Consider the following 14,291-nt stretch of genomic DNA (forward strand, 5'->3'; position numbering starts at 1 on the left):
ATGTGTCGTTTCGACAGTGGTCGCGTGTCTGTGTGCGTTCGGTTTGGTGCTGTCACCGTCGGCCGCTGCCGACCCGCTGTCCAACGGGCTCACCGCGTCCTGCACTCCCGACAGCGACGTCCATGTCACCTGCATCATCGGCGGATGCGCCCGGGTGCACGGCGATTACGTCATCGACGCCGTGCACGTCATGTGGAACGGGATCCAATCCGAATACGACTTCAAGTGCATCAACGGCGCCACCGCGCGGTGGGGACACGACAACGGCGGCAAGGCATTCAAGATCGCGGTTCAGGGCTGCCGCAAGAAGGACCTCGAGGGCGACTGGTGCGGGCCCTGGGCCGACTACAACTACACCCCGCCGGCCAAGCCGGAGGCGCCACAACCACCGGTGAAATGCCCACCAGGATCAAAGACTGCGACGGTTCCGGCCGGTCAGCAGTGCGAGGCAGCGCCATTGGCCGATATCAAGTGCCCCGACGGGTCGCCGACTCCGACGGTTCCGGCCGGTCAGCAGTGCGCTGCGATTCCCGAGGTGACCAATGCGATCGAGGCATCGTTCGGCGCTCCGGGTGCGACGAGCATTGCCTTCAACGTCACCAACACCTCGAAGCTGAGCGCGACGTGCAACTACGTTGCCACCACCAACTCGATCAATCCGTTGGTCCCGCCGAAAACCACCCGGCAGTTCACCGTCCCTGCCAACGGGAATCACACCGAGACCTTCAGCGGTGCCCCGACTTTCTCCACCTACAACGTCGTGTTGTCCTGCCATGACGCCAGTGGCAAGCAGAAGTCGGAGATCGGCCACGTCGAGACGTCGGTGACGTGGTGACCTGACGCGGCGCACGGGCGTCCTGCCACGGTCGGCAAAGGTGCCGGCCGTGGCAGGACGGCGTCTGCCTATGTGTAGGTGACGTGAACTCGGTGGATGTGCCCTTCGAACGGGAACGGTGCACGTTCGCGGTAGTCCATCGACACCGGTGACCCGAGGCACGTGCCGATGTCGAGGCAGTCGTTCGCGGTGAAGAGCAGCGGCGCGCTGACCGGCACCTGTCCGGTGGCCACCGTCTCGCCGTCCACGGCGACGGTGATGTCCAGCGGGCCGCCCGGTCGCACTTCGGCGTACTGGGTGGTCACCGTGATGGTGTGACGACCCGGTGCGATGGCGGCTCCGGACTGAATCTTGGTGCGCTGCAGGATGAACAGGTTGTACTCATAGTGCACCTGCCCGTTCTCGAGGTAGCAGGTCAAGCCGCCTGCGCCGCTGCCCAGGGCGTACAGCACGCCCGATGCGTTCTCGGGCACGTCGGCGTCGATGGTCACCACGTTGTTCTTGTTGCCCAACGCCGGCGCGCAGAACTCGGGCATGCGGATCATGTCGCCGGAGAACTGCCACTCCCTGAACGGCGGCGCGATGCGCAACTCCGGGTGGTAGACGGGAACCCAGAGCCCACCACCGATCGGCAGCACAGCGTTGCGAGCCGCCTCGATGGCGAACATTTCGCGCATCTGTGCCAGCTTCTCCGGCATCTGCGCCGCGAGATCATCGGCCTGCGACCAGTCTTCGTCCAGGTTGTACAGCTCCCAGACATCCAGATCGGGAGTCCACGTCGCGATGCCCGGGGGCTGTCCCGGCACCCACGGCAACCGCGGCCCGCGGGCCGACGCGATCCAGCCGTCGTGATAGATCGCCCGGCTGCCCATGATCTCGAAATACTGAGTCTTCTTGCCGCCCGGAGCGTCCCGGTCCGCCAGGGTGCGGGCGAAGCTGGCGCCGGCCAGCGGCATCTGCGGTTCGCCGTAGACGGTGCGCGGCGGTTCGATGCCGACCACTTCGTAGATCGTCGGCACGATGTCGTTGCAGTGCAGGAAGTTGTCCCGCGGCACGGTGTCGGCCGCGATCTTCGCGGGCCACCGCACCGCCAACGGATTCCGGGTGCCGCCGAGATGCGACGCCAACAGCTTCATGCCTTTGTACGGCGTGCTGCCGGCCCAGGCCCAACCCGCGTGGTACTGATTGTCGACCAGGGGAGAGCCCAGGACGTCCAGCCCGCCGAGTTCATCAAGTGCGTCGATGTGCTGGCGGACCGTGGTCGGAATTCCGTTCTGCGCCAACAGTTCCGAGATGGTGCCGTTCTGGCCTTCACCCGACGAACCGTTGTCGCCCCAGATGTACAGGAACAGGGTGTTGTCGCCGTAGCCGAGAGCATCGAGTTCGTCGCTGATCCGGCCGACCTGCACATCGACGTGCTCGGCGTAGCCGGCGGCGACCTCCATCAGGCGCCGCTGGAACGGCTTCTCGTCCTCGGGGATGTCGTCCCACGCCGGCAGGGTCTCATCGCGTTCGGTGAGTTCGCAGTCCTGAGGAATCCAGCCCTTGGCCTTCGCGCGCTCGAAGACCCGCTGCCGGTAGGCATCCCAGCCGTCGTCGAACTTGCCCGCGTACTTGTCCGCCCATTCCTTCATGATGTGGTGCGGGCCGTGCAGGCAGCCGCTCGCCCAGTACATGAAGAACGGCTTGTCGGCGTTGAAGGCCTTGTGCCGGCGAAGCCACGAGATGGCGTCCTCGGCCAGGTCTTCGGACAGGTGATAGCCCTCTTCGGGGGTCTTCGGCGGGGCGACCACGGTGGTGTTGCGCACCAGGTTCGGCTCGTACTGAGACGCCTCACCGGCGAGGAATCCGTAGAAGTATTCGAAACCCAAACCGGTGGGCCAGTTTTCGAACGGGCCGGCCGCGGTGGTCTCCTCCGCGGGGGTGTTGTGCCACTTGCCGAAAGCCGATGTGGCGTAACCGTACTGCTTGAGGACTTCGGCGACCGTGGCGCTGGACCGCGGAATCTTGCCCGCGTACCCGTCCCAGTCGTTGGCGAGTTCGGCGATCTGGCCGTTACCGATCTCGTGATGGTTCCGACCGGTCAGCAGCGAGGCCCGCGTCGGCGAACACATCGCAGTGGTGTGAAACCTGTTGTAGGAGACGCCTTCGGCGCACACCCGGTCGAGCGTGGACGTGGTCACCTCGCCACCGAGCGTGGACGGCAGGCCCGGGCCCGCGTCGTCGATGAGGACGATGACGATGTTGGGGGAGTCGTGGTGCAGTCGCTTGGGGACCGAGCGCGGCTGGTACGTCGACTCCTGCAGCGTCCGGCCGGCGATGCTGGCGGACGGCACTGGTGGAAAGGGCAACACGCCACCGTTCGGCAACACCGGTGCCACCACTTCGTCACGCGTTTCAGACAACTCGACCCCTCATTTCCGCAGATGACCGCAAAAGGATGTTCCCGAACCTGGCGTCTACTGTGCCGCACGCCACTTACGGTCACGTCAGCGGGGCGAGGTGTGTGCCGTGGCTGCTCAGCCCCGGTAACCGTCCAGGAACCCGGTGAGACCAGACGGGGAGTGCGGGCCGATGGCGATCTGTTCGACGACGCCGATCCCGGTGCGCTCACCCATGGTCGCCTTCACGACGTTCTGCAGATGCAGGGACGCGAAATCGGTGGGATCGAAATCGTCCAAACGGATCGATTCCCGGCCTGTTTCATACTGCCCGTGGTTGGAGCCGTGGCCCCAGTGTGGGTGCCAATAGCCGATGCCGCGCATCCTGAAGGTGTAGAGCGTCTCCAGCTCGATGTGAGTCTCGCCCTCGATGGGGTCGGTGAACCACAGGTGAGCCCGCTGGATCTCGCGGCGCCCGGGTTTCCAGTCGAGTTCGTAGCCGATGTCATAGCACTCGCGCACCCCGACCCGGCTGCACGGTGACGCGCCCACCGGCAACGGGTCCAGGATTTCGGCGGTTTCCAGCCAGCGGCGCCCGTCCTCGTGCTCGTGGAACGCGTAGTGGGTGAACCGGTCCTCGAAATGCAATGGCGCCCAAAGCCAGAAGACCTGGAACGGCATGGGCTGCCGCAGCACGGCGAGTTGTTCGCCGACGGGCCGGACACCCCAGGACCGATCCCGCGTTCCGGGCACGGCGCCGGCCTCGACCGTCAGGTCTTCGCCGTCGACGGTGATCGTCCCTTCCCACGACCCCCACTGCGTGAGCCGGGTGTGATCGGTCAGCACAATGCCTTCAGCGGTGCGCCGCTGCTGGCGCGGCTCTTCGATGGCCACGGTGGTGGCGCGGAAGGTCAGGTCGCAGGAGATGTTGTGTTCGTTGGAGTCGACCACGTACCGGACGGTGCGCAGCGGCTCGACCACCTCGATGCGGACCGGGCCGATGGTCGCCGATCGGTCCAAGGGCATCGCCCCGGAAGCGAACATCGAATGCTCGACACCGTCTTTCACCACGCTCAACGCGGCATCGATGACGCCGCGAACGGGGTAGAACCCCATGGCCGCACCGAAGTAGAAGTCGCCGTCGCGCTGGTGGCCGTTGAACCAGTAGCGGTCGTAGTGGTTGGGGTCGCCACTGGCCGGCACGCCCACCGGGTCGGCCGAGGAGTGGACCGGGTAGTCGTCAAACGGAGTCAGCACGGTGGCGTCACTGTCCCGGTTCGCTGATCGTCACCAGCATCTTGCCGATGTTCGCTCCGGTGAACAGGCCGTTGAGCGCGTCGATACTGGATTCCAGTCCGTCGTAGACGGTTTCGCGATGCACCAGCAGCCCCTGCTGCTCCCAGCCGCTCAGTGCGGCGAAGGCCTCGTCGAAGCGCGCCCACTCTTCGAGAGCGATGAAGCCCTGCATCGTCGAAGCCGTGGAGAGCAGGTTCACGTAGTTGGACGGACCGGGGTGGTCGCCGTTGAGGTATGTGGTGATGATGCCGCACATGACCACGCGTGCCCGGTGGGCGAGGTTGCCCAGCACGGCGTTGAGGATGTCGCCGCCGACATTGTCGAAGTAGACGTTGATCCCGCCCGGACATGCCGCCTTCAGCGCCGCGGGGAAGTCTTCGGCCTTGTAGTCGACGCAGGCGTCGAAACCGAATTCTTCGACAACGACACGACACTTCTCCGGACCGCCCGCGATGCCGACGACGCGCGCGCCGGCGATCTTGGCGATCTGCCCGGCCACCGATCCGGTGGCGCCGGCGGCGGCCGAGACGACCACCGTCTCGCCGGGCTGGGGCTTGCCCACTCCCGTCATCCCGAAGTAGGCGGTCGCTCCGGTGGGTCCGTAGATCGACATCACCGCGAGTGGATCCGTGTACCCGACAACGGGCGTGCTGAACAGATCGTCGCGGATGATCGCGTAGTCCTGGAGCCCGGTCAGGGTGGTCACGAGATCGCCGACTTTGTAGGCGTCGCAGCGTGATTCGACGACCTCGCCGATACCGGCCACGCGTACCACGTCGCCGAGTTCGAGCGCCGGTAGGTAACCGGGCTCACCGTCCAGCCAGGTCCTGGCGGCGGCGTCGATGCCGACATAGGTCGTCCGCAGCAGTGCTTCACCTTCGGCGGGGACCGGCGCCGGCACCGTCACCATCTCGGTGTCGTCGGGGGAGACCAGACCGTTCGGGCGGCGCCGCAGCAGGATCTGACGGTTTTCTCGGTTCATCGTGTCGTTTCTGTGGGGTGCCGGCGAGTTTTCATATTGATTATTAAAACTCATCTCGGTTATCGTCAACCCCGAATGTGAAAGTGGTCGCCAGGAGAGCCCGATGAGCGTCAACAACGCAGCGCCCCGCCGGGGGCGGCCGCCGCGCATTGACGAGAGTGCCATCGCCGCAGCGGTTTTGGAGATCGGGACCGAGAACGCCACCATGCGCCGGGTCGCCGAGCACCTCGGTGTCAGCCTGCCCGGGCTCTACCATCATGTGAAGAATCAACACGACCTGCTGCGCCTGGCCACCGTGAGCGCTCTGACGAACTCGCCGCCGCCGCGATACACCGGCGGGCACTGGGCCACCTGGTTGCGCGACTACGCGTCGTACATCCGGACGGTGCTGGCCTCGGAACCCGCGCTGGTGGAGAAATTCGTCAGTGGCGCCGTCGGCCACGACGTAGAGATGGAGTACACCGCGGAAGCGGTCGAAGCGCTTGCCGCGCAAGGCTTGTCACCGAGCGACGCCCTCGCGGTGTGGGCGTCGGTCAGCACGATGGCAGTCGGCAGCGTCACCGAAGCCCACCGCGAATACCTCTACTCCGAGAATGGGCAGCCGTGGCTGGCCCGGATTCTTGCCCTCACCGGCAAGCGTCCCCTGTCGGAGTACCCGACGCTGCGTGCCATCGCGAAGTCCGCCGACGACCCGTTCGGCGACAAGGCATTCCAGCATCGAATGACGTTGTTGCTCATCGGTATCGCGGCGCACTACGGGCTACCGCCGGAGCCGGCCTAGACCCGCGCGCCGTCAGGTCGCACGCTGGCCCTTCGCCCACGCCCACGACGCGATCCGCCAGCTGATGCCCTCCCGGCGCATGGCGAAGGTCAGGACCGCGCCGGTCTGGGTTATCTGAGTTCCCTTGAGGTTGAACGTCATCGACGCCGGTAGCACCACGTAGGCGGCGTCGTCGTTGATGTCGTTGTGCAGCGGCTCGCCGGCGGTCACGTGATAACCCGACGCTCCGAGATGTTCACCCTCGGCGAGCACGTCGCGGTACCAGTCCGCCGCGGCCGTCGGGCCCAGCCACTGGTGCGGTGCCATGCCGTCAAGAATCGAACCGTTGGGGGAGAAGACCGCCGACATGCCGTCTGCATCACCGGCATTGAACGCATCCAGGTACGTATGAATGGCGTCGATCGGGGTGTCGGTCATTTCGTGACCGTAACACCTGCTTGGGCACCCACGCGGCACCCAAGCAGGTATTCACGTCAACTGCGGGGGTACGTCGGGTACTCGATACCCGAGAGGAACTGCACGACGCGGACGACCTGGCACGAGTACCCGAACTCGTTGTCGTACCAGCAGTACAGGATCGCCTGATCGCCGTCGACGATCGCCGCGTTCGCGTCGATGATCGACGCCGCACGGGAACCGATGAAGTCGCTCGATACCGCGTCGGTCGCGGCGGTGTAGTCGAGGTTGCGGCTCAGCGGGCCCGACAGCGAAGTCTCGCGCAGGTGCGTGAGCACCTCTTCCTTCGTCGTCTCCTTCTTGAGCTGCAGGCTCAGGATGGCGATCGACACGTCGGGGGTAGGAACGCGGATCGAGTTACCCGTGATCTTGGCCTTGAGCTCCGGCAGCGCCTTGGCGACTGCCGAGGCGGCACCGGTCTCGGTGATGGTCAGGTTCAGCGGCGCGGAACGGCCGCGACGATCGGCCTTGTGGTAGTTGTCCAGCAGGTTCTGGTCGTTGGTGAACGAGTGGACCGTCTCGACGTGGCCGCGGATGATGCCGAACTTCTCGTCCATCGCCTTGAGCGGCGGCACGATCGCGTTGGTGGTGCACGATGCACACGAGAAGATCTGCTGGCTGACGTCCTGGCCGAGGTGGTTGACGCCGTGCACGATGTTCGGCACGTCGCCCTTGCCCGGTGCGGTCAGGACGACCTTGGAGATGCCGGGACGCAGATGCTGCTCGAGGCCGGCGCGGTCACGCCACTTGCCGGTGTTGTCGATGAGGATCGCATCGTTGATGCCGTGCGCGGTGTAGTCGACCTCGGATGGGTCGTTGGCGTAGATGAACTTGATGACGTTGCCATTGGCGATGAGGAGGTTGTTCTCCTTGTCGACCTTGATGGTGCCGTTGAAGTGCCCGTGAACCGAGTCGCGGCGCAGCAGCGAGGCGCGCTTCTTGAGGTCGTCGGCGCCACCGCTGCGGACCACGACGGCCCGCAGGTTCAGGCCGTTGCCGCCGCCGGCCTTCTCCACCAGCAGTCGGGCCACGAGGCGGCCGATCCGACCGAAACCGTAGAGCACCACATCGCGGGGACCCTGCGGCTCATCCTTGTTCTCACCGGTGACTGCCGAGAGGGCGTCGGCGACGAAGTCCGCGACGGAAAGGCCGCGCTCGTCGGCGCGGTAGGCGTGCACGAGCAGACCGAGGTCGATCTTGGCCGGGCCCAGATCGAGGTTCGCCAGTGCCTCCAGGAACGGGAAGGTCTCGACCACCGAAAGCTCTTCACCGGCGATCTGCCGGGCGAAGCGGTGCGTACGCAGGATGCTGATCACCGACTTGTTCACCAGCGACCGGCTGTGCAGCAAGACGGTGACGCCGCGCGTGCGGTGCAAGGTGCCGACGATCGGAATCATCGCCTCCGCCAGGGCTTCCTGGGTGTTCCAATTGGCAAGTTCTGGTGTATTCAACTCATCTGTCCTACGGGTCGCTTGGCCGATCGCGCTGAGCAGCGCATTCATGTTAGCGATCGGCATTTCCGGCTCTGCAGGTTGCTCCCGCTGGCAGGGCACGTAGGGGTTGACAGCCGCCCCAACAGGCGCTCACCCAGCGGTTACGGCCGCGTCGCAGGCTGTATCCGCCGCAGGATGGGCACCAGACCCACGAGGGCGATGACGTTCGCCACCACGATCAGCGCGATCGTGTACGTGGGGGAGATGTCGTAGACCACACCGAGCAGCCCACCGGCGATGAGCAACGCGACACCGCGCAACAGGGCCAGCCATCCGAAGGCAACCGCCCGCGTGTTAGCCGGGACCAACTCGGTGACGACGGATTTCACGGTCGAGTCGAGAACTCCGTTGACGATGCCCCACACTGCGACGCCGATCCACACCAGCGTCCGGTCTCCGGTGAAGGCAATCGCGGAGAATGCGGCGGCAATGGGGACCGCGACCAGAGTGACGGGCCCGCGCTTGTCGTACACCCGACCCATGACGAGACCAGCGGCGCCGTCGACCGCCATCGCAACCGCGAAGAGGACGGGGACCTGGGCGTCAGACAGCAGTCCGGTGCGTTGGGCATGGAATGCGAGCAACGGGAACGAGGCGACGCCGCACGACAACACCCCGATCGTGACGACGTACTGCCAGAATTGCGCGGGCAATCGCTTCGGTACCGCGTGGCCGGTGTTGGCTTCCGTGGCTTCGCGAACGGCCTCTTTCTCGTAGCTCCGCGGGTCGGGAACCCGAAAGCGAAGCCAGCCCAGCAGGATCAGGACCAGGACACCGGGAACGATCAGTACCCCGAAAGCCATTCGGTAGTCGCCCGCGTGGACGCTCAACACCGCGGCCAGCAGCAGTGGCCCGGCGATGGCGCCGGTCTGGTCGAGGGCCTGGTGCACGCCGAACGCGCTGCCGCGCCCGGTGCTCGTCGAAGCATGCGACAGCAAGGTGTCCTTGGCCGGCGAGCGGACGGCCTTGCCCAGGCGCTCGGTTCCGTACAGCAGCAGCGCCGGGACCAGGGAGCCGGTGACGCCGATCAGCGGCACACTCAAGACGGTCAACGCGTAGCCGGTGATGGTCCAGGCCCAGTAGTGCTGGGTGCGGGCAACGGCGTAGCCGGCCACAACGCGCAGCCCGTATCCGATGAATTCGCCTGCACCGGCGACCAATCCGACGATGGCAGCTGACGCGCCCAAGGTGGCCAGGTACGGCCCGATGATGCTGCGGGCGCCCTCGTAAACCATATCGGCGAGCAGGCTCACCATGCCGAAGACGAGGACGAAGTGCCAGGGCTTGAGTGGTCGGCCGGTCACGCACCGATTGTGCACGGGGCCCCGGGCGGAAGTGTCACCGATGTCCTGAGACACCCCACTTGTCGGACCCATCTGGCATAATCGAACATATGTACGAACACGTGGGAATCGGGGCCGGCGGAACGCTGGTACACGACGCCTCCGTGGTCGACGTCATCACTCACAGCGCCCGGGTGGAAGCGCGGGCTGCCTACATCCGCTTCGGTGCGATTGCCGACCTGGTTGCGCTACGTGTCGACGATCAGGGTGAGCGGCAGTGGTGGGCGTGTGATGGCTGGGATGTCGCGGCGGCTGAAGTCGGGGCGGCGCTGGGTATCGGGTCTCGTGAAGCGTCGGGGCAGTTGTCGATTTCGGTCGCGTTGCGGTTCCGCCTTCCTCGGGTGGCGGCGGTGTTCGCCGATGGTGGGGTGTCGGCGCGGACGGTGGGCGCGATCTGCTGGCGTACCCGTCTGGTGGAGGACCCCAACACCCTGGCGGTGATCGACGCGGCGTTGGCGGGGGCGTTGTGTGAGTGGGCGGGGTTGTCGCGCAAGAAGATCGAGAAGAAGATCGACGGCTGGGTGCAGAAGTTCGATCCCGCCGCTGTCTTGAAGGTGCGCTCGGCTGCCCGTCGCCGTGGGGTCGGGGTGGGCAAGCCTGATGATGAGACCGGGGTGGCGTCGATCTGGGGTGCGCTGCTGGCCACCGATGCGGAGTTGTTGGATCGGGTGCTGACCGAGATGGCCCGGCAGGTGTGCGACAACGATCCACGTACCTTCGGGCAACGCCGTGCCGATGCGTTGGGGGTGTTGGCGGTGCGTGGGGATCGGTTGGTCTGCCAGTGCGGCGTCCCGGACTGCCCGGCCGCGGGGCCTGACGCGCGGGCGGCGGCGGTGTTGGTTCATGTGCTGACCGGCGCACTGCCGGCGCCGGTGGCTGATCCGCTGCTGAGCGGGGATCCGGCCGCGCCGCTGGTGCCCACGCCTGCGCCCGAACCCCAGCCTGAGCCCGCGTCGAGTGTCACGTCCGGGTCGGCGCCAGCGGCCACGCGTACACATACTCCTGCGCCGGCGGCGGAGTCCGCACCCTCGCCAGCGCCGTCGTCACCTGCGTCAGCTCCCAGGCGGACCTCCGCGAAGCCTCCGGCGCCGGTGCGTACCCCGGTCGGTTATGTCCTCGGCGGCGGCGTCGTCCCTCCGGCGGTGTTGGCTGATCTGGTGGCCCGCGGCGCGAAAGTCCGCACCGTTGCCTCCGCCAGTGATCTGGCTGGGGTGCCGCGGTACCGGCCGTCGGTCGCGATAGATGAATTCGTCCGCATGCGGGCCATGACGTGCATGTTCCCCGGTTGCGATCACCCGGCCACCGCCTCCGATATTGACCACACGATCCCGTGGCCGGCCGGGCCGACCCATCCGGGCAACCTGAGCCCGAAATGCCGCAAACACCACCTACTCAAAACCTTCTACGGCGGGCCCGACGGCTGGCAGGACCGTCAACAACCCGACGGCACCATCGTGTGGACCGCACCCACCGGCCACACCTACATCAGCGTGCCCGGAAGCCGAATCCTGTTTCCCCGCAAGGTCACTGACACACCGTTGCCGAATCCACCACCGGACACCACCGATCTGGATACCTCGCCGGCTCCCGGCCGGGGCCTCATGATGCCCATCCGGGGCCGCACCCGCGCCCAGAACCTGGCGCAGCAGATCGCGTACGAGCGCACCCTCAACCAAGCCGATCTCGAAGCTGCAGCGGCCGCGCAAGAAGCTGCCGACCGACGCCGCGAAGAACTCAGAGCCGCCCGCGAAGCGGAAGGAGCCGCCCAGGCCGCAGAACAGCGAGACATCCCACCACCGCGGTGAATCTGCTAGCTAGTGCGCATGGTCGAACAGAACCAACGTGTCGGCCAGGTTGCCGTCGACGAAATAGGCGCGGCAGGTGAAGGGATCGTGAATCGTCCCGCCGGCTTCGGCTTGGGCGTCAACAGTTCCCGACACGTTCCACACGGTGATGCGGGAGTGGTCCATGCCCTTCAGCGGTTCGTCCGTCATCAGTGCGAACATGTCTTGGCCGTCGGCCTCCAGCGCGCCCGCCACCGCACGTACAGCCGAAAGCTTGGCTGATTCGGGTGCTGCCAGTTGTTTGCGCACATCGGCCTCGCACCTGTCGCGGGCCACGTCGTGCGCCAGACGGGGCGGCGGGTCCACGAGGCCGAAACCGTGTGTTTTCCAGGCAATCGCCGCCAGTACGCCGAGCACGCACGCGGTGGCGATGACGAGAAGTTGCCGCTTGGTCATGGCCCGAACGTAACCTGGTTCGCGTCGCATCCCGTCACCGGCTTGCCGGCAGGGAAGCCCCGCGGATCGACGTCCGGGATGACGCTGTCCCAGCGATACGCGTGCTCGGCATCGGCGGCGCAGCCTTCGTTTGCGGCGTCGTACAGTACCCGCAAGGTGTGCGGATCAGCGCCGGCGATCACCCGGTCTTGGTAGTAGGCCCGCTGATCGTCGACCGCATAGTTGAAGACGCTGTCATTGAGCCGACGGAAGGTCGCCGCGTTCGCGCCCGGGATGGCCGCGCACCGATAGAATACCGTTCGAATATCCTTGGCGTAGTCCAGGTTTCGGTCGTCGGGTGAGAAGTGCAGGATCTCGAAGTGTGCCGGGTCGTCCGAAATCTTCCGGTCCTTGCAGAACACCGCCCCGGCGTCCTTGGCCAGATCGCCGTTGATCATCACGAAATGGTCGGGGTCGTCGCTGATGGCTTGGGTGCCCGCCCAGATGTGGTTGCGGTCCTTGGCCCAGCCGTAATTCAGCCAGTCGAAGGTGGCGACATCGGCGCCGGCGATCGGAGCTCCGCGGTAATACGCCTGGGCTTTGTCGCGGGCGTAGCCGCTGGAAAGCTTCTGGAACGAGTCGGGGTCCGCGTCGGCGACCACCCGTGGTGACGAGTCGATGCCGCCCGTCCAGTAGACCTTGCCGCCCTCGACGTAGTAGCCGCCGACGACCTTGGGGCTGCAGGCGGGAACCAGGACCACAATCGAGACAGCCAGCGCGGTAATCCATCGGCGCACCTGCCCACCTCCTGTCTGCCCCGGGATTAGACGTTCGCACAAAGAAGGTGGCTGCGCATCTACCTATTGGCGGGTGTTCCGCGGAAGTGGTGCTCAGCAGGCTTGGGCTACTTGCGCACGAACCGGAAGGACGCTGGTGGGAATTCCAAGCCTGGACAACACAGCCGAAGAAGTGGTGGTGGCCCAACCCCGCGAACGCGGTCACGACATTCTCAACCGCGGCTTCGGATTTCGCGCCGCCCTGTCGCTGGCGTTCGCAGACATCTCACCGATCGTGGCCCTCTACGCCATCTTCGCGCTGGGTCTGTTCGCCGCGGGCCCCCGATTCTTCTGGGCCTTCCCGATCGTGCTGTGCGGGCAGCTGCTGGTCGCGCTCGTCTTCGGTGAGCTCGCATCGCGCTTCCCGTACGCCGGCAGCGTTTACCAGTGGGCCCGGCATGCCAAAGGTACGACGTGGGGGTGGACGGCCGCATGGGCGTACATCTGGGGCCTGACGCTGACGCTGTCGACCATGGCGTACGCCGCCGCGGGATTCATCCTCGAGGTGATCGGTGTCGCGTCACCCAGCCGCTGGCTCCTGGCCGCAGTCTCGATCGGCGTCATCTGCTTCACCACAGCGGCCAACATGATCGGCCGACAAGTCCTCAAGGTCATGATCGTCGCGAGCATCATCTGCGAGATCGTCGGCTCGGTCGGGTTGGGCACCGTCCTGTTGCTGTTCCACCGCGTCAACCCGATCTCCACATTGTTCGACGGCCTGCCCGACAGCTCGGGCAGCACCATGAGCACGATGCTCATCGCGGTCGCATTCGTGGGTTGGGCATTCCTGGGCTTCGAATCCGCCGGCTCGATCGCCGAAGAGGTGGAAGACCCCGAACGCAACGTGCCCAAGGCCATCATTTTCGCGCTGCTCCTCGTGGGCGTCATCGTGATGTACTCCGCCGCCGCGGTCATTCTTGCGATCCCCGACCTGTCTGCGGTGCTGACCGCACAGAGCGGTGATCCGGTGTCGGCGACACTGACGGCCCAGCTCGGCTCATCCATCGCCAAGCCGCTGCTGCTGATGTTCGTCATCGGCTTCATGTCCGCGTGCCTGGCCGTGCAGTCGGCAGTGTCGCGCGCCGTATACGGGATGGCCCGTGATCGCGCCCTTCCCGGCGCGGAATTCCTCTCGAAACTCGGTGGCCCCGAACGTATGCCGATCCGGGCCATCGGCCTGACGGCGGTCGTGGCCGCGTTCTTCTTGTTGTTCGCCGGCTCCGACCTCTACAACGTGCTCGTCAACTTCTCGGTGATGGGGCCCTACATCGCTTTCGCCGTACCGGTTTTCGCCGCTGCCTTCACCCGCCTCGCTGGGCGCTGGGTGCCTGGCGTCTTCTCGCTCGGGCGCTGGGGTGCGCCGGTGACCTATGCCGCGGCCGCGTGGCTCGCGTTCGAGGTGATCAACGTCCTCTGGCCCCGTACGCAGCCGGGCCAGCCGTGGTTCGTGAACTGGAGCATGGTGATCAGCCTGGTCAGTCTGGGGGCCGTCGGCGTCGTCGTGTACGCACGGTGCCGCAACCGCATCACCGAACCCGTCGGCGAACGACTGTGAACACTCCGGTTGTGCGAATGCTCAAACGAAGCCCGTCGGCTTATGGCAGAAACTGCTCGCAACCTGCCCTCGCGGGAAGCGATGCTGGCAATCGAACACCCCGCGAGTCGAGAG

The 14,291-nt window shown here is 66.0% G+C and carries 12 protein-coding genes; 4 read left to right on the forward strand and 8 right to left on the reverse strand.

The window, feature by feature from the left end:
• Nucleotides 1-46 precede the first annotated feature (46 nt).
• The gene (locus ACWW1C_RS13620) at nucleotides 47-835 is read left to right on the forward strand and encodes a hypothetical protein (protein ID WP_455983914.1); all 789 of its coding nucleotides are present in this window, start codon (nucleotides 47-49) and stop codon (nucleotides 833-835) included.
• Between the two features lie 68 nt (nucleotides 836-903).
• Here ACWW1C_RS13620 and ACWW1C_RS13625 read toward each other — a convergent pair whose 3' ends face one another.
• From ACWW1C_RS13625 to ACWW1C_RS13635, 3 genes are all read right to left on the reverse strand, one after another.
• Nucleotides 904-3,240 (reverse strand): arylsulfatase, encoded by a 2,337-nt coding sequence (locus ACWW1C_RS13625; RefSeq protein ID WP_455983915.1) that lies wholly within the window; start codon nucleotides 3,238-3,240, stop codon nucleotides 904-906.
• A gap of 114 nt (nucleotides 3,241-3,354) precedes the next feature.
• Nucleotides 3,355-4,473, reverse strand: coding sequence for a hypothetical protein (locus ACWW1C_RS13630; protein ID WP_455983916.1), 1,119 nt, complete (start codon nucleotides 4,471-4,473; stop codon nucleotides 3,355-3,357).
• 7 nt (nucleotides 4,474-4,480) lie between these two features.
• Complete coding sequence (locus tag ACWW1C_RS13635; protein WP_455983917.1) at nucleotides 4,481-5,494, reverse strand: NADP-dependent oxidoreductase; 1,014 nt, start codon at nucleotides 5,492-5,494, stop codon at nucleotides 4,481-4,483.
• Between the two features lie 103 nt (nucleotides 5,495-5,597).
• On the opposite strand from ACWW1C_RS13635, the gene ACWW1C_RS13640 reads away from it, so the two are divergent.
• Nucleotides 5,598-6,275, forward strand: a complete 678-nt coding sequence (locus ACWW1C_RS13640) for a TetR/AcrR family transcriptional regulator C-terminal domain-containing protein (protein WP_455983918.1) — start codon at nucleotides 5,598-5,600, stop codon at nucleotides 6,273-6,275.
• A 12-nt stretch (nucleotides 6,276-6,287) separates the two neighbouring features.
• Here the strand turns inward: ACWW1C_RS13640 and ACWW1C_RS13645 are convergent, their stop codons facing one another.
• The 3 genes from ACWW1C_RS13645 to ACWW1C_RS13655 all read right to left on the reverse strand — a co-directional run bounded on the left by ACWW1C_RS13645 (nucleotide 6,288) and on the right by ACWW1C_RS13655 (nucleotide 9,528).
• Nucleotides 6,288-6,692, reverse strand: a complete 405-nt coding sequence (locus ACWW1C_RS13645) for a nuclear transport factor 2 family protein (protein WP_455983919.1) — start codon at nucleotides 6,690-6,692, stop codon at nucleotides 6,288-6,290.
• 56 nt (nucleotides 6,693-6,748) lie between these two features.
• Nucleotides 6,749-8,182, reverse strand: coding sequence for a glyceraldehyde-3-phosphate dehydrogenase (locus ACWW1C_RS13650; RefSeq protein ID WP_455983920.1), 1,434 nt, complete (start codon nucleotides 8,180-8,182; stop codon nucleotides 6,749-6,751).
• Between the two features lie 143 nt (nucleotides 8,183-8,325).
• Complete coding sequence (locus ACWW1C_RS13655; RefSeq protein WP_455983921.1) at nucleotides 8,326-9,528, reverse strand: MFS transporter; 1,203 nt, start codon at nucleotides 9,526-9,528, stop codon at nucleotides 8,326-8,328.
• 89 nt (nucleotides 9,529-9,617) lie between these two features.
• On the opposite strand from ACWW1C_RS13655, the gene ACWW1C_RS13660 reads away from it, so the two are divergent.
• Nucleotides 9,618-11,372 (forward strand): DUF222 domain-containing protein, encoded by a 1,755-nt coding sequence (locus ACWW1C_RS13660; protein WP_455983922.1) that lies wholly within the window; start codon nucleotides 9,618-9,620, stop codon nucleotides 11,370-11,372.
• 9 nt (nucleotides 11,373-11,381) lie between these two features.
• Here the strand turns inward: ACWW1C_RS13660 and ACWW1C_RS13665 are convergent, their stop codons facing one another.
• Both ACWW1C_RS13665 and ACWW1C_RS13670 read right to left on the reverse strand, forming a co-directional pair.
• Nucleotides 11,382-11,807, reverse strand: a complete 426-nt coding sequence (locus ACWW1C_RS13665; protein WP_455983923.1) for a hypothetical protein — start codon at nucleotides 11,805-11,807, stop codon at nucleotides 11,382-11,384.
• Nucleotides 11,804-12,583: a DKNYY domain-containing protein gene (locus ACWW1C_RS13670; protein ID WP_455983924.1), complete on the reverse strand. Its 780-nt coding sequence runs from the start codon at nucleotides 12,581-12,583 to the stop codon at nucleotides 11,804-11,806. The genes ACWW1C_RS13665 and ACWW1C_RS13670 overlap by 4 nt, the downstream gene beginning before the upstream one ends.
• 136 nt (nucleotides 12,584-12,719) lie before the next feature.
• Between ACWW1C_RS13670 and ACWW1C_RS13675 the strand changes: the two genes are divergently transcribed.
• The gene (locus ACWW1C_RS13675) at nucleotides 12,720-14,177 is read left to right on the forward strand and encodes an amino acid permease (protein ID WP_455983925.1); all 1,458 of its coding nucleotides are present in this window, start codon (nucleotides 12,720-12,722) and stop codon (nucleotides 14,175-14,177) included.
• Nucleotides 14,178-14,291 lie beyond the last annotated feature (114 nt).

The sequence above is a fragment of the Mycobacterium sp. HM-7 genome, assembly GCF_053852335.1.

Coding starts and splice junctions, on each gene's coding strand:
- ACWW1C_RS13635 (WP_455983917.1), bottom strand. CDS start 5,494: ATGAACCGAGAAAACCGTCAGATCCTGCTGCGGCGCCGCCCGAACGGT.
- ACWW1C_RS13645 (WP_455983919.1), bottom strand. CDS start 6,692: ATGACCGACACCCCGATCGACGCCATTCATACGTACCTGGATGCGTTC.
- ACWW1C_RS13665 (WP_455983923.1), bottom strand. CDS start 11,807: ATGACCAAGCGGCAACTTCTCGTCATCGCCACCGCGTGCGTGCTCGGC.
- ACWW1C_RS13640 (WP_455983918.1), top strand. CDS start 5,598: ATGAGCGTCAACAACGCAGCGCCCCGCCGGGGGCGGCCGCCGCGCATT.
- ACWW1C_RS13660 (WP_455983922.1), top strand. CDS start 9,618: ATGTACGAACACGTGGGAATCGGGGCCGGCGGAACGCTGGTACACGAC.